At 39.4% G+C, this 19,052-nt stretch carries 23 protein-coding genes; 21 read left to right on the top strand and 2 right to left on the bottom strand.

Features of this window, described 5'->3' with window-relative positions; genetic code table 11:
* Positions 1–985 (top strand): polysaccharide biosynthesis tyrosine autokinase (locus Q0212_RS11620; RefSeq protein WP_297925652.1); only part of this gene is annotated, 985 nt, incomplete at its 5' end.
* Between the two features lie 384 nt (positions 986–1,369).
* Here Q0212_RS11620 and Q0212_RS11615 read toward each other — a convergent pair.
* On the bottom strand, positions 1,370–1,630 hold the full coding sequence (locus tag Q0212_RS11615; RefSeq protein WP_297925650.1) for a hypothetical protein: 261 nt from the start codon (positions 1,628–1,630) through the stop codon (positions 1,370–1,372).
* Between the two features lie 224 nt (positions 1,631–1,854).
* Here Q0212_RS11615 and Q0212_RS11610 point away from each other — a divergent pair, with 224 nt between their 5' ends.
* From Q0212_RS11610 to Q0212_RS11595, 4 genes are read left to right on the top strand one after another with little or no spacing between them, the layout of a single operon-like run.
* Complete coding sequence (locus Q0212_RS11610) at positions 1,855–2,706, top strand: TRAP transporter TatT component family protein (RefSeq protein WP_297925648.1); 852 nt, start codon at positions 1,855–1,857, stop codon at positions 2,704–2,706.
* Positions 2,707–2,741: 35 nt separating this feature from the next.
* Positions 2,742–3,740 (top strand): TRAP transporter substrate-binding protein DctP, encoded by a 999-nt coding sequence (dctP, locus tag Q0212_RS11605; protein WP_297925645.1) that lies wholly within the window; start codon positions 2,742–2,744, stop codon positions 3,738–3,740.
* Positions 3,740–4,240, top strand: a complete 501-nt coding sequence (locus Q0212_RS11600; protein WP_297925643.1) for a TRAP transporter small permease — start codon at positions 3,740–3,742, stop codon at positions 4,238–4,240. Before dctP ends, Q0212_RS11600 begins: the two co-directional genes overlap by 1 nt.
* Positions 4,237–5,514, top strand: a complete 1,278-nt coding sequence (locus Q0212_RS11595) for a TRAP transporter large permease (RefSeq protein ID WP_297925641.1) — start codon at positions 4,237–4,239, stop codon at positions 5,512–5,514. The genes Q0212_RS11600 and Q0212_RS11595 overlap by 4 nt, the downstream gene beginning before the upstream one ends.
* Positions 5,515–5,547: 33 nt before the next feature.
* Here Q0212_RS11595 and Q0212_RS11590 read toward each other — a convergent pair whose 3' ends face one another.
* Positions 5,548–6,267, bottom strand: coding sequence for a hypothetical protein (locus tag Q0212_RS11590; RefSeq protein ID WP_297925640.1), 720 nt, complete (start codon positions 6,265–6,267; stop codon positions 5,548–5,550).
* A gap of 319 nt (positions 6,268–6,586) precedes the next feature.
* On the opposite strand from Q0212_RS11590, the gene rpsP reads away from it, so the two are divergent.
* The 16 genes from rpsP to Q0212_RS11510 all read left to right on the top strand — a co-directional run bounded on the left by rpsP (position 6,587) and on the right by Q0212_RS11510 (position 19,032).
* Complete coding sequence (gene rpsP / locus Q0212_RS11585) at positions 6,587–6,832, top strand: 30S ribosomal protein S16 (protein WP_297925637.1); 246 nt, start codon at positions 6,587–6,589, stop codon at positions 6,830–6,832.
* A 7-nt stretch (positions 6,833–6,839) separates the two neighbouring features.
* Positions 6,840–7,373, top strand: a complete 534-nt coding sequence (gene rimM, locus Q0212_RS11580; protein WP_297925636.1) for a ribosome maturation factor RimM — start codon at positions 6,840–6,842, stop codon at positions 7,371–7,373.
* A 17-nt stretch (positions 7,374–7,390) separates the two neighbouring features.
* Positions 7,391–8,161 carry a tRNA (guanosine(37)-N1)-methyltransferase TrmD gene (gene trmD / locus Q0212_RS11575; protein ID WP_297925634.1) on the top strand — a complete coding sequence of 257 codons (771 nt, stop codon included), beginning with the start codon at positions 7,391–7,393 and terminating at the stop codon, positions 8,159–8,161.
* Positions 8,162–8,297: 136 nt separating this feature from the next.
* Positions 8,298–8,666 (top strand): 50S ribosomal protein L19, encoded by a 369-nt coding sequence (rplS, locus tag Q0212_RS11570; protein ID WP_297925632.1) that lies wholly within the window; start codon positions 8,298–8,300, stop codon positions 8,664–8,666.
* 173 nt (positions 8,667–8,839) lie between these two features.
* Positions 8,840–9,793: a site-specific tyrosine recombinase XerD gene (xerD, locus tag Q0212_RS11565; RefSeq protein ID WP_297925630.1), complete on the top strand. Its 954-nt coding sequence runs from the start codon at positions 8,840–8,842 to the stop codon at positions 9,791–9,793.
* Positions 9,794–9,853: 60 nt separating this feature from the next.
* A complete protein-coding gene (locus Q0212_RS11560) occupies positions 9,854–10,642 on the top strand; it encodes a DsbC family protein (RefSeq protein WP_297925627.1) in 789 nt (262 codons plus the stop codon).
* Between the two features lie 147 nt (positions 10,643–10,789).
* Positions 10,790–12,094 carry a homoserine dehydrogenase gene (locus tag Q0212_RS11555; protein WP_297925625.1) on the top strand — a complete coding sequence of 435 codons (1,305 nt, stop codon included), beginning with the start codon at positions 10,790–10,792 and terminating at the stop codon, positions 12,092–12,094.
* Positions 12,095–12,151: 57 nt separating this feature from the next.
* Positions 12,152–13,291: a threonine synthase gene (gene thrC / locus Q0212_RS11550; protein WP_297925623.1), complete on the top strand. Its 1,140-nt coding sequence runs from the start codon at positions 12,152–12,154 to the stop codon at positions 13,289–13,291.
* Between the two features lie 158 nt (positions 13,292–13,449).
* On the top strand, positions 13,450–13,701 hold the full coding sequence (locus Q0212_RS11545) for a type II toxin-antitoxin system prevent-host-death family antitoxin (RefSeq protein ID WP_107866004.1): 252 nt from the start codon (positions 13,450–13,452) through the stop codon (positions 13,699–13,701).
* Positions 13,691–13,987 (top strand): type II toxin-antitoxin system RelE/ParE family toxin, encoded by a 297-nt coding sequence (locus tag Q0212_RS11540; RefSeq protein ID WP_297925619.1) that lies wholly within the window; start codon positions 13,691–13,693, stop codon positions 13,985–13,987. The genes Q0212_RS11545 and Q0212_RS11540 overlap by 11 nt, the downstream gene beginning before the upstream one ends.
* A gap of 99 nt (positions 13,988–14,086) precedes the next feature.
* Positions 14,087–15,277, top strand: a complete 1,191-nt coding sequence (locus Q0212_RS11535) for a restriction endonuclease (RefSeq protein WP_297925617.1) — start codon at positions 14,087–14,089, stop codon at positions 15,275–15,277.
* A gap of 13 nt (positions 15,278–15,290) precedes the next feature.
* Entirely contained in the window at positions 15,291–15,938 is a 648-nt protein-coding gene (locus Q0212_RS11530; RefSeq protein ID WP_297925614.1) for a PIN domain-containing protein, read from the top strand.
* Between the two features lie 23 nt (positions 15,939–15,961).
* Positions 15,962–17,692, top strand: coding sequence for a single-stranded-DNA-specific exonuclease RecJ (gene recJ, locus Q0212_RS11525; RefSeq protein ID WP_297925612.1), 1,731 nt, complete (start codon positions 15,962–15,964; stop codon positions 17,690–17,692).
* A gap of 77 nt (positions 17,693–17,769) precedes the next feature.
* Entirely contained in the window at positions 17,770–18,042 is a 273-nt protein-coding gene (locus Q0212_RS11520; RefSeq protein WP_297925610.1) for a DUF1778 domain-containing protein, read from the top strand.
* Positions 18,039–18,539: a GNAT family N-acetyltransferase gene (locus Q0212_RS11515; protein ID WP_297925608.1), complete on the top strand. Its 501-nt coding sequence runs from the start codon at positions 18,039–18,041 to the stop codon at positions 18,537–18,539. Before Q0212_RS11520 ends, Q0212_RS11515 begins: the two co-directional genes overlap by 4 nt.
* A 13-nt stretch (positions 18,540–18,552) precedes the next feature.
* Positions 18,553–19,032 carry a hypothetical protein gene (locus tag Q0212_RS11510; RefSeq protein WP_297925605.1) on the top strand — a complete coding sequence of 160 codons (480 nt, stop codon included), beginning with the start codon at positions 18,553–18,555 and terminating at the stop codon, positions 19,030–19,032.
* Positions 19,033–19,052 lie beyond the last annotated feature (20 nt).

Here is a 19,052-nt window from a genome sequence, read left to right as displayed (position 1 = left end):
ACAAGCCAATGATAGCTTAGAGCTTGAAACAGCAAATGCTCGTGTGATTGATCCTGCTGTTGTTCCTAGTTTACCTTTTAAGCCCAAGAAAAGTTTGTTGATTGCATTGGCATTAGTGATGAGTTTAGTTTTGGGTGCAGTATTAGCCTTTTTGCTAGATTATTTGGATTCTACATTTAAAGGTGTTGAGGATGTAGAAGACAAATTGGGTCTTTCTGTATTAGGTATGGTACCCATTGTTAAACAAAAGAAAAAAGAAGCTTCTGCTGTACTGTTTTTGGATGACAAACAAAAAAGTTATGCTGAGGCGATGCGTACTGTGCGTACGAGTGTGGTTTTATCGGGCATTGATAAACCGCATAAAACAATTGTATTAACTTCTAGTGTGCCTAGTGAGGGAAAAAGTACCTCTGCGATTAATTTGGCAGTTGCTTTAGGACAAATGGAGCGTGTTTTGCTGATAGATGCAGATATGCGTAAGCCAACAGTGGCCAAGGTGCTGAATTTACCACCAAATACCCCTGGTTTATCCAATTTAGTAGCGGCTACTGCGGATAAAGAGGATTGTATCTTACATATGGAAGATGCAAATATTGATGTATTAACAGCAGGTCTGATTCCTCCAAACCCATCAGAATTATTATCCTCACAAAAATTTGCCGATTTATTGCATAAATTTAGTGAAGAATACGATCGAGTGATTATTGATTCGCCGCCCACATTATTGGTTAGTGATGCTTTATTGATTTCTAAGGTTGTTGATGCTGTTGTTTATGTGATTCGTTCAGATGTTACTTCTCACAATACTGCACGTACGGGCGTTAATCGCTTAGCTGCAGTAAAAGCACCAGTAATTGGCGTAGTATTAAATAAAGTAAATATGAAAAAAGCCGCACAATACTATGGCGCCTATTCAGCATACTATGCTTATGGTTATGGTAGCTATGTTTATGGCGAGGAAAATCAGAAAAAGAAATCTGCTTAGTGCAGTATTTTATCAAACTCACAGAATAAGGCCTTGAATATGAAAACCTATTGGCTTAATATCAGATTACTGCTTGTTTTTTGCGAGTACGCAGAGCAGTGAAAAAAGTAAAAATTCCTCCCGTCATTGTTCGTGTTGCCAGTCAATAATCCGAAAGGTAGGGCAATGAAGGAATAAGCATCTCACCGAATAGGAATGTTCTAGTGACTAAGTGAGGTGTGCGGCAGGACATTGCCGTCTTGTAGAAGGAATCTTCGCCCTTTGAGGGTGGGGAGGATGTCAAGTTAAAAAGCTCCTTTGGGAGCTTTTTTATTGCCCTGTTTAAATGTGGGCAATAAAAAAGGAGAGCCTAAGCTCTCCTTTTTAAATGCTATGCAGTAGCTATTACTGAGCAGCTGGAGCTGGAGCAGCAGCAGCGTCAGCTGGAGCAGCGGCTGGAGCAGCAGCGTCAGCTGGAGCAGCAGCAGGGGCAGCAGCGTCAGCTGCTGGAGCTGGAGCAGCTTCTGGAGCTGGAGCTGGAGCAGCTGTTTCAGCAGCTGGAGCTGGAGTAGCTTCTGGAGCTGGAGCTTCTTCTTTCTTTGCACAACCAGCAAAAGCTAAAGCAGCAATGATAGCAGCAGATACGGCGATGTTCTTGATTTGCATGATGTCTCTCTCAAATTGCAAAATAAATGCTCATTACGACCCGCTTTTTGAATACTTACACAGTATTTGTGCAAAAAAACAGCATCTCACTAAGCGGCGTCCGAGATTGTAACACTTTATTAAATAGATTGCATCCTCTTTGTAGGACAATTTAATACAGAATGTTTTTTGGCCGCTTTCCATAGTACAATTCTTAACATTGACGAACGAAGTTGGATAAACGAATGAAACTGCTACGATTGATTGCTTATAGTTTGATAATTTTTACGATGGGATGTAGTTCATTAATTGCAGCTAAGGGTGAAAAGTTTGGTCAAGACTTTTCTGGTGCGATTATGGAAAGCGATGATCCTATTTATATTCAACAGGCACTTCCAGCTTATTTATTATTATTAGATAGCTTAGTTAAAAGTCCTGAACCACCAATTATGTTACTGAAAGCATCCGCTGATTTGCATAGTGCCTATGCTGGTGCATTTGTTGTAGAGCCAATAAGAAGTAAAGGATTTCATCAAAAAGCGTTAAATTATGCGTTGCGTGCTTTATGTTTAGAGCATAAAGATTTATGTGAAGTTAAATCGTTATCTATTGAGCAACTAAGTCCAATTTTAAATAAAACAACAATAGATGATGTTTCTATTTTATATACGGTAGCTACAACATGGGCAGGTTGGATTCAGGCCAATAGTGATGATTGGACGGCAATTGGTGACTTGGCAAGAGTTAAAATGATCTTGGATCGAATTTTACAGTTAGATGACACTTATCAACAGGGAAGTGTTCATTTATATTTAGGCGTATTAGCAACAATTTTGTCACCTACTTTAGGTGGGCAACCAGAGGTTGGTAAGCAACATTTTGATAAAGCATGGGATTTGTCAAAACAACAAAATTTAATGGTTAAGGTATATTATGCAAAAAATTATGCACGGATTTTATTTGATCGTGAATTACATGATAGATTGTTGAACGAAGTGCTAAGCGCAGATCCTCATGCAGGAAATTTAACCTTAATGAATGTTTTAGCACAACAACAGGCCAAAAATTTATTACAATCAGCTGATGATTATTTTTAAAATTTTGATGGTTAATTTTTAGAGAACTTATCGTAATGAAAAAAATTGCTCTTCTTTTTGCAATGGCGGCTGTGATCAATCCAGCTTACGCATTAACATTAAAAATTGCCACATTGTCACCAGATGGATCTGCATGGATGACTAAAATGCGTGCTGGTGCAACAGAAATTGAGCAAAAAACACAACAGCGTGTCACCTTTAAATTTTATACAGGTGGTACGATGGGTAATGATCGTGCTGTGTTAAATAAAATTAAAATTGGTCAATTGCATGGTGGGGCGGTAACTGCTGGAAGTTTGTCTGATTTTAATAAAGATACTCAAATTTATTCGATGCCTTTATTGTTTAAAAATTTTGCCGAAGTGGATTATGTGCGTGCAAAATTTGATACTGTCATTTCTAAAGGTTTAGAGCAGGGTGGAATGGTTAACTTTGGTTTTGCCGAAGGCGGTTTTGCTTATGCTATGTCAAAGACAGCACCGATTCCTTCCGTGACACAGTTGCGTAAGCAAAAGGTTTGGATTCCTGAGAATGATGTTCAAGCAGCAGAAACCTTAAAGGCATTTCAAGTAACGCCTATTCCTTTGTCCTTAGCAGATGTGCTGCCAAGTTTACAAACTGGCATTATTGATACCGTTGCGTCTTCTCCGATTGGAACACTCGCTTTACAATGGCATAGTCAAGTTAGATATTTAACGGACTTGCCATTAAGTTATTTTGTGGGTGTATTAGCAGTTGATCAAAAAGCATTTAATAAAATTGAACCAGCGGATCAGACAATTGTTCGTGAAGTGATGCAACGCGTGTTTAGAGATATTGATAAGCAAAATCGCCAAGATAACGTAGCTGCATATAATGCATTATTAAAACAAGGGATTAAAGTGGTCAAACCTTCAGTTCAAGAGCAAGCAGAATGGGAAAAAGATGCCTCTATTGCCACTCAAAAAATTGAACAAGCTGCCATTGTTAATCCTGCTACCTTACAAGCGTTGCGTATCCATTTAAAAGCCTTTAAACCCGCAGCGAAGTCATAATGAAAAAAGCACTCAATATGCTCCTGACGGTCATTCATCGTTTAGAAGATAGTATTCTAGTCGGCTTATTATTAACCATGATAGGTTTAGCCGTCAGTCAAATTGTGCTTAGAAATTTGTTTGATACAGGCATTACGTGGGCAGATTCATTATTAAGAATACTGGTGTTATGGATTGCATTAATTGGTGCATTGGTGGCAACACGTCAACAACAGCATATTAATATTGATGTTATTTCTCAGTTTTTACCTGCAACGGTAAAACGTTTGGTTGCTGCCTGTGTCGCGTTATTTAGTGCTGTTGTATGTGCGATGTTGGCTTATTATTGTTTTGACTTTGTGAGAATGGAGTATGAAGCTCCTGTCATGGCGTTTGCCAACATTCCAACATGGTGGTGTGAAAGCATTATGCCGATTGGTTTTGCACTAATGGCAATTCGGTTTACGTGTCAGTCTTTATTATTGTTAATTAATGCAGAACTCAAGGAATCTAGCACATGACTATTATGTTGGTCGTGTTATTAATTGTCATGGCGTTGTTAGGTGCGCCGTTGTTTGTGGTGTTGGCAGGAGCCGCAGCAATAGGTTTCACTCAACAAGATACTTCATTAACAGTATTGGGTGTTGAGTTGTATCGTTTGGTGGATACCCCTATTTTATTAGCCTTACCATTATTTACCTATGCAGGTTATTTATTGGGCGAGGGTAATACTTCTCAACGTTTAGTGCGTCTGATTCGTGCTTTATTGGGATGGATGCCAGGTGGTTTGGCGATAGTCGCTTTTTGTACGTGTGCCTTTTTTACTGCGTTTACAGGCGCAAGTGGTGCGACGATTGTCGCTTTAGGGGCATTATTATACCCAGCCTTAAAACAAGCAGGATACACCGAAAAATTTTCTTTGGGATTGGTAACAACATCAGGTTCTTTAGGCTTGTTATTGCCACCATCATTACCATTAATTCTATATGCGATTATTGCCCAACAGTTGCCTCAAGGTTCTGGTGTTAGTATTGAAGCGATGTTTAAAGCGGGTTTGCTACCTGCCTTAGTGATGATTGTATTGTTATCTATATATGGTTATTGGATAACACGCAAAAATCCTATTCCATTACAGCAGTTTTCTTGGACTGAGTTAAAACAAGCAACAGCCGAAGCCAAATGGGAATTACCCATGCCTATTTTTGTCTTAGGTGGTATTTATGGTGGTTTTTTTGCGGTGTCAGAAGCAGCAGCAGTGACTGCTTTATATGTAACAGTAATGACGGTATTGATATATAGAGAAATTACTTTAAAACAACTTGCACGTATTATGCGTGAAGCTATGGTCATGGTTGGAGCAATTCTATTGATTTTAGGCGTTGCGATGGCCTTTACCAATTGGCTAATTGAGGCTGAAATCCCTACTAAGCTATTTGAATTAGTTCAACAATATATTCATAGCAAATGGACATTTTTATTGTTGTTAAATATCTTTTTGCTGATTTTAGGCTGTTTTTTAGATATTTTTTCTGCATTAGTGATTATGGTCCCCTTGTTACTACCAATGGCAATTGGCTATGGTATTAACCCTATACACTTGGGCATTATTTTCTTAGCTAATATGGAATTGGGGTATTGTACGCCACCTGTGGGTATGAATTTAATGATTGCCAGTTATCGTTTTAAACGTCCCATGATAGAGTTATATCAAGCGGCAATTCCATTTTTATTGGTGTTAATGGTTGCTGTATTGATTATTACCTATGTGCCTTGGCTGAGTATTGGTTGGTTTTAAGGCAAGCGATTGGGAGAACTTTATTGAGTTCTCCTAATCACACATATTCGATTTTTTCTGATTTTCTATAGACATTAAAGCACAGATTTCTTTTTGTTTTTGATGCATTCCTACTAAGCTGAGAGCAAAAATACGTTCTTTGTTGTTGAGTTGCTCATTTAAATTCCATGAAATTGAACGTTCGATAGCATTTGCAATTAGCTTATGAGTGTTTTGATCTAATTGAGACCACAAGGCTAATCCTAATTCGACAGTAATACGAATCACATCAACTTCATTTTTGCCTAGTTTATTGGCAGTATGTAAGGATTGGATAAATTCATTATCAATATCACCAAAACGGGCTTTAATCACTGCAAAATAAATATGGCTATATGGCCATGTAGGGCGTTGTGCTAGTGCAGTGCGGTAATGGCTTAAAATATTTGCTTTGATGTTTTTTTGTTCTTCGATAGGAATGTTGGGGGTATTGGCTAAGTACCATAGTTGCATATCTGCAAAAGCGGTATAAAAATCAGCGTTGTAGGGGGTTAGCTTAATGCTTTGGCGGTATTTTTCGCTAATGTCTTGGTATTCTTCGGGGCTAACAGTGTAGTTTGGTTTGCTTAGACGCAAGTTTTGCCATGTTTCAAAATGGCTTTGTGCTTGAAATTGATACAGACCAGCAATCCCTGTTTGTGTTGCCCAAATTGCAAAAGCTGCGGCCATTAAAATTAATGGAAAACGAATGATTGGATGAGCAATAGACAACATAACGGTGATTTCTGAGCGAAAAGCAAAAAATAATCTTCGCTATATACCATAACTTTGTCGCTTTTGTTAGCTAATCTCTTTTATAAAAGCGCAAATTCCCGTACAATGCTCGCCCTTTGAAGACTACGATCTTAAAACTAGGCAGATGTTTAATCATAAATTGATAAAATCACCTATTTTAGAGTGAGTCTTGATTTGTAGGACTGACGCGGTTGTCGCTGATCTGTTCGTTAAATCATCTTTAGATGATGTATAACGAGCAAAACCCGCTAGTTGCGATGCAAAGCGTAAGTCATATTCTTTTTTGTGGAATACAATTATGGTCGTTATTCGTTTAGCTCGTGGCGGTGCCAAAAAGCGTCCTTTTTATCAAGTTGTTGTGACTGACAGTCGCAATGCTCGTGATGGTCGTTTTATTGAACGTGTTGGTTTTTTCAACCCAGTTGCTCAAGGCGCTGCTGAAAAAGTGCGTTTAGACACTGATCGTTATAACTATTGGATCAGCCAAGGTGCTCAACCTTCTGATCGTGTTGCTCAATTAGCAAAAACTGCTGTTACTGCTTAATTGTGTGATGGCCATTCCTGCAATTGACCAATTATTAACAATTGGCCGTATTCAATCTGCTTATGGCATTAAAGGTTGGGTATGGATTTATGCTAATACAGAGCCAATGGACAATGTCTTTGCTTATACCCCATGGTATTTGCAAATTGGTAAAGATTGGCGTGAAATTGAGGTTGTTGAGTGGCGAGAACAAGGTAAAGGTATTATTGCACGTTTGGCTGGTTGTAATGATCGTAATGCTGCTGAAGCTTTACACAATGCAATTATCTGGACGGCAAAAGCTAATTTACCAGACCTTCCCGAAGGTGATTATTACTGGTCAGACTTAGTTGATTTACAAGTTTGGACAGTGAATGGTCAATTATTAGGGCAGGTGTATAGCTTAATGGAAACGGGTGCCAATGATGTGTTGGTTGTCCGCGCTTGCGCAGGCAGCATAGACAGTCAAGAACGCCTTATTCCGTGGATTCCTGAACAAGTTGTGACAGCTGTTGATATTGTTAATCGCCGCTTGGTGGTGGATTGGGATATTGACTTTTAAATCGCGAGAACACGGTGATGTGGTTTGGCGTTATTACGCTATTTCCTGAGATGTTTAAAGCTATTTCTGACTTTGGCATGACGGGGAGAGCAGTAAAGCACAATTTGCTTCAGTTAGAAATGTGGAATCCACGCGATTTTACGGAAGATAATTATCGTCGGGTTGATGAGCGTCCCTACGGCGGTGGGCCGGGTATGGTGATGTTGATTGAGCCATTGGCGAAGGCAATTGTTGCTGCAAAAGCACGTGCTGCTAGTTTAGGTATTTCTGCGCCAGTGATTTATTTGTCGCCTCAAGGGCAACAATTTAATGAGGTAGCGACACTAGAATTAGCCCAAGCTGAAGGGTTTATTTTGTTGTGTGGTCGTTATGAGGGTGTGGATGAGCGCTTGCTAGCACAATATGTTGATGCGGAATGGTCAATTGGTGATTACGTGTTGTCTGGTGGTGAGCTACCAGCCATGGTGCTAATTGATGCAATCAGCAGACGTATTGATGGAGTATTAGGGGATAAACAATCAGCGGAGCAGGACTCTTTTGTGTCTGGTTTGTTAGATTGCCCACATTATACTCGACCAGAAGTGTATCGGGGGATGGCTGTTCCTGATGTTTTACTCTCAGGTAATCATGCACTGATTCAGCGGTGGCGATGGCAAGAAAGTCTGCGTCGTACTTTAATACGCCGTCCTGATTTGTTGGCTTCTGCAACTTTGAATGCAGAGCAGCGTCGATTGTTAACTCAAATAAAACACGAGTTAAGCAATGACGATATAGGTCAGTCTAATTAATGATAGAATTTTGCCCAGTGCTTAAGTTCTAATTAAGACTGTGAATTAACAGTTATATGCGCCGAGTGATAACTCATAGCCTCTGTAACTTATCAGTATTTATAATCACATACTGATTCTTTTTAGGAGTTTTACCATGAGTGGTAAGCACCCAATTATTCAGAGCATCGAACAAGCTCAAATGAAACAAGACGTACCTGCTTTTGGTGCTGGTGACACTGTTGTTGTCCAAGTAAAAGTAAAAGAAGGTGATCGTGAGCGTTTACAGGCCTATGAAGGTGTTGTAATTGCTAAGAAAAATGCAGGTTTAAACTCTGCTTTTACCGTACGTAAAATTTCTAACGGTGTTGGCGTTGAACGTGTTTTCCAAACGCACTCTCCATTAGTTGCTTCTATCGAAGTTAAACGTCGTGGTGCTGTACGTCGTGCTAAATTGTACTACCTCCGTGATCGTACTGGTAAGTCTGCACGTATTAAAGAAAAATTGGTTGCTCGCGCTAAATAATTTGCGCAAGACTTACGCATTGCTCTGCAATTAGCGCGTTTTATGAACATAAAACCGTTATAAACGGTTAAAATGTAAATAAATAAGCGATAACCGCGTAAGTCTTATAAAAACAACGGATTTTTGATAAAAAAGCGACTTTGATAGTCGCTTTTTTTATGGATTGAATAACAATGACCGAAAAGCCAAAAAATACGCGTCAACGTCGAGCAAAAACACGTACTTTAGCACCTATTGTGTTGACTGATGATCAAGCAGGCCAAGAATTGCAATGGTTACGAGACCGTTTGGTGGCTCAAGCTTTAAGTCAGCATAGTATTAATGCCTATTTGCAAGATTTAAAACAATTAGTTTTGTGGCGTGGTAAAGCACTTTCACAATTCGATAAAACTGATTTTGCGGAGTATTTACGTTTTTTAGCCGAAGAGGGGCGTAATCCACGTTCGGTGGCACGTTGTTTGTCGGCTGCAAGGCATTTTTATCGTTTACAGATTGCCGAAAAACATTTGCAGATTGATCCTACTTTAGATTTAGAAAGTCCTCGTTTGGGGCAGCCTTTGCCCAAAGTTTTATCAGAGCAAGATGTTGAATCATTATTAAATGCACCTGATTTAAATACAGCCTTAGGTTTGCGTGATAAAGCGATGTTAGAGTTATTATATGCCTGTGGTTTGCGTGTGACAGAGTTGGTCTCACTGAGTTTAGATGAGCCTAATCTGCGTGCAGGTTTTATTCGGGTTAGGGGTAAAGGCAGTAAAGAGCGATTGGTGCCGATGGGAGCAATGGCAAGGGATTGGTTGATTGAATATTTACAAGAGGGGCGGCCAGAGTTGGTGCGTGGCCAAGCGAATGAGGCTTTGTTTCCTAGTCGTGTTGGCGGTTTTATGAGTCGGCAAAATTTTTGGTATGCGATTAAAGCGTATGCCAAACAAGCGGGTATAGAGCGAGAACTATCGCCACACACATTACGCCATGCTTTTGCCACACATTTGTTAAATCATGGGGCTGATTTACGTGTGGTACAAATGTTGTTGGGACATAGCGATTTATCAACCACCCAAATTTATACCCATGTGGCAAGAGCGCGATTACAGCAATTGCATCAACAGCATCATCCGCGTGGCTAACAAAAAATCACACAATGACCGCATATTTAGCGATAAGCTAAAAAAAATTGGAGTTATCACATGATTAAGTTTTCACATTTAGCCTTATCGCTAAGTTTAGTAATGACCAGTGCTTGTTCTCAGGCAGAACCTCCCGTCGCGGCTGATAATAAAAAAGCGGTGACGACAGTCAGTAGTGCCGAGCAAAGTAAAGTCGAAGAAGTGATTCGTGCTAATTTAAAGAGTGCTATTCCTGATGCAGAGATTACCTCTGTTAAGCAAAGCGTGGCAGGGCTATATGAAATTAAGGCCAAGGGTTATGGTACGGCTTATATGACGGCTGACGGTCGTTATATGATACAAGGTGAAGTGATTGAGTTAAATGGTGCTAAATTAACCAATATTACTGAGCAAGGCATGGCTGCACATCGTAAAGAGTTATTAGCATCTGTTCCTTTAAAAGATATGGTGATTTTCCCTGCCGCAAATGGCAAAGCTAAAGGTGTTGCTTATGTGTTTACCGATGTTGATTGTGGTTATTGCCGAAAAATTCATGAAGAAATTCCTGTATTAAGTCAAATGGGTATCGAAATCCGTTATTTGGCTTTTCCAAGAGCGGGTTATCCCTCACCAACGTCTCAAAAAATGGATGCTATTTGGTGTGCTACAGATCGTAATGCGGCAATGACCGCCATGAAGCGTAATCAGCCTGTCACGCCTGCAAGCTGTCAAAACCCAATTAAACAACAATATGAGCTTGGTCAAGAAGTGGGAGTTCGTGGTACACCAGCTGTATTTTTAGAAGATGGTACACAAGTCGGTGGTTATTTATCGGCAAAAGATATGGCTGCATTAATGAAAATTAAATAAATTATTCTACAAAATCGACTTAGGCAGATTGTTTAATGCCTAAGTCGCATCTCTTGTCTAATCTCTCTACATTTTTTTGATAAAGCGTTATATCATTAGCGACTTTTATTCTTGAATATATAATCTCGTTACATAATAGGTGATAGGGTGAAACCAGTTAAAATTGGCATCGTCGGGCTAGGTACAGTCGGTGGCGGTGCGTTTAATTTATTAAAAGCGAATGCCGCAGAAATTAGTCGTCGAACTGGCCGCGATATTATTGTCAGTCATGTGGGCGCGCGTCGTGATTATCCACAATATGATTTAACTGGTGTCACTGTTAGCCGTGATATTTTTGCGGTGGTCAATGACCCCGAAGTCGATATTGTGGTCGAAGTGATTGGTGGCACAACCACCGCGCGAGAATTGGTGTTACAAGCGATTGCTAATGGCAAACACGTAGTGACAGCTAATAAAGCCTTATTAGCCCAATATGGTAATGAAATCTTTGGCGCGGCTGAAGCAAAAGGCGTCTTTGTTGCTTTTGAAGCGGCTGTTGCTGGTGGTGTGCCAATTATTAAAGTGTTAAGAGAAGGCTTATCTGCAAACCGTATTGATTGGTTGGCAGGTATTATTAATGGTACAGGCAATTTCATTTTGACCGAAATGCGTGAAAAAGGTCGTGATTTTGCCGATGTCTTAAAAGAAGCCCAAGCCTTAGGATATGCCGAAGCAGATCCAACCTTTGATGTTGAAGGGATTGATGCTGCGCATAAATTAACTATTTTGGCGTCTTTGGCTTTTGGTATTCCGTTGCAATTCGAAAAAGTCTATACCGAAGGTATTACTAAACTAACGCGTGAAGACGTGAGTTATGCCGAAGAATTAGGTTTTAGAATTAAGCATTTAGGCATTGCTCGTCGTACTACAGATGGTATCGAATTGCGTGTTCATCCGACTTTAATTCCAGAGCAGCGTTTAATTGCTAACGTCAATGGCGTTAAAAATGCGGTCTTAGTCCAGTCTGATGCGGTTGGCTCGACCTTATATTATGGCGCAGGTGCAGGCGCAGGCGCGACAGGTTCTGCTGTCGTTGCCGATATTGTGGATATCGTGCGTTCGTTGAATGTAGAAAATATTAACAGTGTACCGCATTTAGCGTTTCAGCCTGATGCCTTAGCCGATATCCCCGTATTACCAGTTGAAGCGGTAAAAACTGCTTATTATTTACGTTTACAAGCTAATGATAAATCGGGTGTATTGGCCGATGTGACGCGTATTTTGAGTGAAAATGGCATCAGCATTGAAGCGATTTTACAAAAACCTGCTCATGAAGCAGGTACAGTACCTGTGATTATTTTAACTAAGCCTGTCATTGAGCGCGAAATGAATCGTGCCATTGGTGGTTTAGAAGCTTTAGCTGATATTGTTGCACCTGTGGTGCGTGTTCGTTTAGAAGCCTTAGATGCTTAACCCATTCCCGACTTCCACTCAACGAGTGAGAGTAGATGTTTTTGTAGAGAGAAAATTATGCGCTACACAGGTTTAATTAACAGATACCGTGATTATTTACCTATTTCTGACGATACCCGTATTATTTCTTTAGGTGAAGGTAATACACCTTTAATTCGCTTAAAAAATATTCCCAAGCTCATTGGCAAAGATGTCGATATTTATGTCAAATATGAAGGCTTAAATCCAACGGGTTCTTTTAAAGACCGTGGTATGACCATGGCGGTGACGAAAGCGGTTGAAGAGGGTAGCCAAGCAATTATTTGTGCTTCTACAGGTAATACCTCTGCGGCTGCCGCTGCTTATGCTGCACGTGCTGGCATTAAAGCGTTTGTGTTAATTCCAGAAGGCAAAATTGCCATGGGTAAATTAGCTCAAGCTATGATGTATGGCGCGATTACCTTACAAATTCGTGGTAATTTTGATGATGGCATGGAATTAGTTAAACAAGTGGCCAGCCAAGCACCCGTCACGATTGTTAACTCAGTGAATCCATATCGTTTGCAAGGTCAAAAAACCGCTGCCTTTGAAATTGTTGAAGAATTAGGTCGTGCGCCTGATTATCATTGTTTGCCAGTTGGGAATGCAGGTAACATTACCGCGCATTGGATTGGTTATTGCGAATACTCCACGCCAGCAGGTCACAAGCCAACTGATTCTTGTTCTTTCTGTAATGGTCATTGCCGTTTTACAGGTGGCCCAATGAATGGTAGCCGTCCAAAAATGATTGGTTATCAAGCTGCAGGTTCTGCACCATTTATGCGTGGCGCAGCAGTCAAAAATCCTGAAACTGTTGCTACCGCGATTCGTATTGGTAATCCACAAAGCTGGGCACAAGCCTTAAAAGTCCAAGAAGAATCTGGTGGTTGGTTTGATGAATTAAGCGACCAAGAAATTTTGGATATGCAACGTCAATTAGCGATGTATGAAGGGATTTTCTGTGAGCCTGCTTCTGCCGCCTCCATTGGTGGTGCGATTCGTGACATTAAAAGTGGCCGTATTCCAGAGGGTTCAACCATTGTTTGTACCTTAACAGGTAATGGCTTAAAAGACCCAGATACCGCAATTGCTCAATGTAATAATACCGCTGTATTAAAAACCATTGATGCCACTTTAGACCAAGTGCGTGATAGTATTTTGCAGTCTATGGGATTGTAATGTTGGCTATATGCGACAGGGCTGCTAAATAAGCAGTCTCAGTTCTATATTAGTTAATAAAAGCCTCATCTAACTTGATGAGGCTTTTTTTTTGAGCGAAAATCTATTATAAATATCTAAATTAGTATTAAAAACAGAGCTTATTTAAGAGATAAATTATGAATCAAATTCTTGCAGCGCATTCGGTGAGCATTTCGGAATTAAAACGTAATCCAACGGCTATTTTAGAGCAGGCGGAAGGTTTACCTGTAGCTGTGCTTAACCACAACAAACCTGCGGCCTATTTGTTGGCGGCTGAAACTTATGAAAAGCTGATGGAGTTATTGGATGATTATCAATTAACACAGTTAATTACAGCTCGTCAGCATGAAAAATCTCAAGCGATTGAGGTAAATATAGATGACTTATAAATTAAAGTTTTTGCCTAGTGCATGGAAAGAGTGGCAAAAACTTGCGCCCGTCATTCAAACACAATTTAAGAAAAAGTTATTAGAGCGTTTAGAAAATCCAAAAGTCCCAGTCGATAAACTCAGTGGTTATGAATCGGTATACAAAATTAAATTACGCACAGTAGGTTATCGTTTAGCTTATGAAGTAAACGATGGTGAAATTACTGTATTAGTTTTAATCATAGGTAAACGTGAGAACAATGAGGTTTACGATAAATTAAAAAGCAGAATTAAACATCTACCATGACCAAACTTATTAAACAACGTCCCATTACCCCTATCTCCGATAGTCTGATGGTAATATTGTTATTATCAATAGCAATAATTTTATAGTTAAGGAGTATTAATGAATTATCCAGCATTTGAGCGAATTTTATATGAGTTATTGTTGGAAGCAGAAAACGAGATGCGTTTTAATGAGGGACGTGCGTTGACACATCTCAAAAGTGTGTTTAAGTCAGAGTTACCGCCCTACCATCAAGACTCTTTAAAATATTTGGTTTCTTTGGCAAGAAAAATGCTGCAAGAGGCAGAGCTTTTGTCTGCAGAGCGTAGAGGCGTGAGTATTCCATTTACCATTAGCAATAAAGGCATTGATTTTTTAAACAAGAAGAAAAGCTTAAAACTAAATGAGATTTCTTTTTTAGAATTGATGGAACACTCAAGTTTTGTAAATTTTATTAACTATCAAGTGACAATACGTATTAACCAACGCTATGAGCAAAAATATGATGATGCAGAGTATCTATCTGAATTAGCAGAAGATTCAAAAAGACATCGCATTTTGCATCAAGCTGATGAATTTTTGAAACAGTTTGATAATGAAATAAATAAGAGAATTAGGTTTTTTAATGTTTATGATATGAGAAAAGAAGATGTTAGTACAAGTGTACTAAATAAGGTGACGGTAGCATCAGCAATTAATCGCTGTGTTAATTTGTTAGCAGATAATAAGCCTGAGCCCAAAAAACAAGACAAACAATTTTCGAATAGTGATATTTCTCATCTAATAACAGAGCAGCATAAAAAGCTCCGTGAAGAATTATTGTCTAAAGTAAAGAGTATTAGCCCGAAACAATTTGAAGAACTATCGGTATTGATTTTGGGGCATTTGCTTTATGAAGGCCAGCCACTAGAAGAGTTTAGAAAACATCTCACACAACAAGGTCAATCTGGAGATGGCGGTATTGATGGTATTGTGACTAAATATGACCGTATTCGCGGTAAAGTTATTCATTATGTACAGTCAAAAAGATACACCACAAATTCTGTGCAACGTCCAGAGGTTCAACGTTTTGTAGGTGCATTAGACCCACATCGTGCAAAAATTGGTGTGTTTATGACAACATCTAAGTTTACTGAAGGTGCAGAGGAATATGTTAAAAGCCTAAATATGTATGATGTGCGTTTAATAGATGGTGTTGAATTAGTTGAAATGATGATTGAGTGTGGGATTGGTGTCAAAAAATTAAAAAATATTGAATTACTAGAAATAGATAATCAATTCTTTAGTAATCAACAAATACTGTCAAAATAAAAGGAAAGATTTGATGGATAGTACGTTATTGCCCACTGTTAATCAGACACAAATTCTGTTGATAGACTTGGAGAATTGCCCGAGTCAATTAAATGTATTATTGAAAGATTTGGAAAAATTTCAGCAAGTAATTATTTGTTATGCCCAAACTGGTGCAAAAATCCCTTTAGATTGGCTAATGCCATTAAACGAAATGATTAATCAACAACGATTAAAAATTATCAAAATGCCCAATACAGGTAAAAACGCCGCTGATTTTGGTATTTGTTTTTTGGCAGGTATGCTAATGGCTGAGCAGCCCAAAAACACCCATTTTGTTATTGTGTCAGATGATGCCGATTTAGACCATACCATCAAATTACTCAAAAGTTATGGTCGAACAGCAGAGCGTATTAGTTTAAAAAAAGAAGAAGTGACGACAACGATTGTAAACATTAAAGAAACAACCTTAAAAGGTTATTGTCAAAAATTAATCATACAGCAAAAAAATAGGCCAAGTAGCCCAACGAGCTTATTAAATAGTTTACGCTCATATTATGGTCAAGACCTGAATGCTGCCGAAAGTTCATTTAATCAGTTGCTAGAGCTTGGCTTAATCACGCTAACTGCAAATAATAAAGTGACTTATCACGATAACAACATTAGCCAATACGCAGCCTAACAATATCTAGCGACTTTTAATGTATGACCAAACTTATTAAACAACGTCCCATTCCTCCTATCTCCGATAGTCTTCAACATTTGCATCCTGTTTTAGCGCGAGTTTATGCCGCACGTGGAATACAACATCCACAGCAAGTGCAACATCAGCTAAAAACCTTAGCACGACCAGAACAATTATTAGGAATGCCTCAAGCCTTAGCCTTACTTACTCAGGCTTTACAACAGCAACAACGCATTTTAATTGTCGGTGATTTTGATGCCGATGGCGCAACCAGTACCAGTGTGGTGGTGTTAGCCTTGCGTGCGATGGGCGCAAACTCTGTTGATTATTTAGTACCAAATCGTTTTAAGTTTGGTTATGGCTTAACGCCCGAAATTGTTGAAGTCGCTTTAAATGAAAAAAATCCGCAATTAATTATTACCGTGGATAATGGGATTTCTAGTCGTGAAGGGGTAGAGCGTGCCAAACAAGCAGGCGTAAAAGTGCTGATTACCGACCATCATTTAACAGGCAAACAACTGCCTGATGCCGATGCGATTATCAATCCAAATCAAGCCAATTGTCCTTTCCCGAGTAAAAGCATTGCAGGGGTAGGTGTGGCTTTTTATGTCATGGCGGCCTTGTGTACCCATCTTAAAAGTATAGGTTGGTTTAACAACAGACCCATGCCCCGAATGAGCGATTTTTTGGATATTGTTGCGTTGGGAACGGTCGCTGATGTGGTGGCTTTGGATGACAATAACCGTATTTTAGTGGCGCAAGGACTAGAGCGGATTAGAGCAGGGCAATGTCGAGAAGGGATTAAAGCCTTATTGGCAGTGGCCAAACGTGAACGCGAAACCATTCAAGCCGAAGATTTAGCCTTTGCCGTTGCACCACGCCTGAATGCCGCAGGGCGTTTGGATGATATGTCGCATGGCATTGAGTGTTTGTTGGCAGATTCACCGATATTAGCCCAACAATATGCCCAAGAATTAGATGACTTAAATATTGAACGACGTAGCATTGAAGGGGATATGCAGCAGCAAGCCTTAGCAACCATGCAACAACTGAATTTTAATGAAGAGAATTTACCACCTGCTATTGTCTTATTTGATGCTTCTTGGCATCAGGGTGTCATTGGCATTGTCGCAGGGCGTTTAAAAGAAAAATTTCATCGGCCTTCGATTGTTTTTGCGCCTGTCGATGAGCAGAGCGATTTAATTAAAGGCTCGGCACGGTCAATTCAGGGTATTCATATTCGTGATGCCATTGAGTTAGTCACCGTGCGTCACGCAGGATTGGTCAGTTATTTTGGTGGTCATGCAATGGCCGCAGGCATGACTATTCCTCGTGCGAATTTTCAGGCTTTTCAACAAGCATTTAGCCAAGTGATTGCTGAGCAAGCCACCGAAGAACATTTAACCGCAACCATTTTGACCGATGGTGAATTAGCTGCCCAAGACATTAATTTGGAATTAGCACAATTATTGCGCCACAGTGGCCCGTGGGGACAAGCCTTTCCTGAGCCGATTTTTGAAGGCGAGTTTGAGTTGCGTGATTTTACGGTGTTAAAGGAAAAACACTTAAAATGGTTGTTAAAACATCCTGTGACGGGTGAAGATTTAGAAGCGATTGCTTTTAATGTGGATATGCGTCAGTGGTCAGCACAAACTCAGAAGTTGTTTTTGGCATATCGTTTAGATGTGAATACCTTTAGAAATAAAAGCCGTTTGCAGTTGAAGGTGGATTATTGGCGGGTGGTTGAGTGAAAAGTGTGCTAGTTGATATTTACGGCATTTAGCGAGATAATGGCTGATGTGCCATTTTGGCACGTGAGGTATAAAATATGGCAACAGCATTACCAAGAATTACAGCACGTGTTGATATTGATACTCAACAGTTGCTCAGTCAGGCCGCTGCTATTTCAGGCATAGCGAGTATTAACTCATTTGTACTCAATGCAGCGATTGAAAAAGCGAAGCAAATTATTGAACAAGAACAAGTGTTAAGGCTAACAGAAAAAGATGCAATGCTACTGATGGATGCTTTAGATAGACCGCCAAGAGCCAATCAGCATCTCAAAGCGGCGGCTGCACGTTATCAAGCGCGTTCACAATGAAAACGGTACTGTTAGACAAAACCAAACATAACAGAAATGGTTTTGATTGTGGTATTGAGACCTTAAATAACTATTTAAAGGTTATGGCAAGTCAACAGGCTAAAAAAGACAATACTAGAACTTTTGTGCTTGAAGATGCGCATAATGATGCTCAAATTGTTGGTTTTTATACGCTCACCATGACACCAATAGATATAAAAGCCTTACCCGAAACATTACAAAAACGACATCAATCTTCAAATTCTGGCGGTTTAATTGCTCGTTTAGCAGTTGATGTACGCTATAAAAATCAAGGTTTTGGTGAGTGGTTATTGATAGATGCACTAAAAAAACTTTTAGATGTTAGTGATAGTGTGGGTTTTCCACTAGTGATTGTTGATGCTAAAGATGGCGTAAAACAGTTTTATCAAAAATATGGTTTTACGGCATTTAACGATGCGCCTAACAAACTTTTTATTACCATAGCCGATATTAGAGCAAGTTTTGAAAATATTTAAGGACAGAAAAAATATGAAAAAGTTACTTTGTGCTTTTTTACTGTGTGCCGCGAGTGTGGTTTATGCAGGGTTTGATGAGGGAGTGATAGTCAAAGCAGATAAAAACTCAACAAATAGTATTGGTGTATGCCAACTTATTCCACAGCAAAAAATAGATATTAACGATAAAAGTGCTGAATACTCCGTATTTGCGCCTGCTGCGGCTGATGATTATGTTTTCAAATTTACAAAAGATAAAAAAATAAGAGATTGGAATACTGCCAAAGTTAGCTTGTTAGAGCCTCCCAAAAAAGGCGTTATTGATAAAGATTATTACTACCACGCTAAAAATGAAAAGACTACAGGCAAGGACAAGGCTATATTTTTAGTGGAGCTTGATAATTATAAAATTGAGGTGGTTTTTTTTATTAAATTTGTGCAGGGAATTGGTAATAGAGGCTATCAGATACATTGCCCAGAGCCAAATTATTGGCAAATATCACCTAAAAGATGAATGGCAATAGAATTTAGGCA

Source organism: uncultured Agitococcus sp., assembly GCF_937920075.1.
Classification (GTDB): domain Bacteria; phylum Pseudomonadota; class Gammaproteobacteria; order Pseudomonadales; family Moraxellaceae; genus Agitococcus.
This window is presented reverse-complemented; position numbering and strand designations above follow the sequence as displayed.

Coding starts and splice junctions, on each gene's coding strand:
- Q0212_RS11520 (WP_297925610.1), top strand. CDS start 17,770: ATGGCAACAGCATTACCAAGAATTACAGCACGTGTTGATATTGATACT.
- Q0212_RS11545 (WP_107866004.1), top strand. CDS start 13,450: ATGAATCAAATTCTTGCAGCGCATTCGGTGAGCATTTCGGAATTAAAA.
- rpsP (WP_297925637.1), top strand. CDS start 6,587: ATGGTCGTTATTCGTTTAGCTCGTGGCGGTGCCAAAAAGCGTCCTTTT.
- Q0212_RS11560 (WP_297925627.1), top strand. CDS start 9,854: ATGATTAAGTTTTCACATTTAGCCTTATCGCTAAGTTTAGTAATGACC.
- trmD (WP_297925634.1), top strand. CDS start 7,391: ATGTGGTTTGGCGTTATTACGCTATTTCCTGAGATGTTTAAAGCTATT.
- Q0212_RS11540 (WP_297925619.1), top strand. CDS start 13,691: ATGACTTATAAATTAAAGTTTTTGCCTAGTGCATGGAAAGAGTGGCAA.
- Q0212_RS11595 (WP_297925641.1), top strand. CDS start 4,237: ATGACTATTATGTTGGTCGTGTTATTAATTGTCATGGCGTTGTTAGGT.
- rimM (WP_297925636.1), top strand. CDS start 6,840: ATGGCCATTCCTGCAATTGACCAATTATTAACAATTGGCCGTATTCAA.
- dctP (WP_297925645.1), top strand. CDS start 2,742: ATGAAAAAAATTGCTCTTCTTTTTGCAATGGCGGCTGTGATCAATCCA.
- recJ (WP_297925612.1), top strand. CDS start 15,962: ATGACCAAACTTATTAAACAACGTCCCATTCCTCCTATCTCCGATAGT.
- Q0212_RS11610 (WP_297925648.1), top strand. CDS start 1,855: ATGAAACTGCTACGATTGATTGCTTATAGTTTGATAATTTTTACGATG.
- Q0212_RS11510 (WP_297925605.1), top strand. CDS start 18,553: ATGAAAAAGTTACTTTGTGCTTTTTTACTGTGTGCCGCGAGTGTGGTT.
- xerD (WP_297925630.1), top strand. CDS start 8,840: ATGACCGAAAAGCCAAAAAATACGCGTCAACGTCGAGCAAAAACACGT.
- Q0212_RS11600 (WP_297925643.1), top strand. CDS start 3,740: ATGAAAAAAGCACTCAATATGCTCCTGACGGTCATTCATCGTTTAGAA.
- thrC (WP_297925623.1), top strand. CDS start 12,152: ATGCGCTACACAGGTTTAATTAACAGATACCGTGATTATTTACCTATT.
- Q0212_RS11590 (WP_297925640.1), bottom strand. CDS start 6,267: ATGTTGTCTATTGCTCATCCAATCATTCGTTTTCCATTAATTTTAATG.
- Q0212_RS11530 (WP_297925614.1), top strand. CDS start 15,291: ATGGATAGTACGTTATTGCCCACTGTTAATCAGACACAAATTCTGTTG.
- Q0212_RS11615 (WP_297925650.1), bottom strand. CDS start 1,630: ATGCAAATCAAGAACATCGCCGTATCTGCTGCTATCATTGCTGCTTTA.
- rplS (WP_297925632.1), top strand. CDS start 8,298: ATGAGTGGTAAGCACCCAATTATTCAGAGCATCGAACAAGCTCAAATG.
- Q0212_RS11535 (WP_297925617.1), top strand. CDS start 14,087: ATGAATTATCCAGCATTTGAGCGAATTTTATATGAGTTATTGTTGGAA.
- Q0212_RS11515 (WP_297925608.1), top strand. CDS start 18,039: ATGAAAACGGTACTGTTAGACAAAACCAAACATAACAGAAATGGTTTT.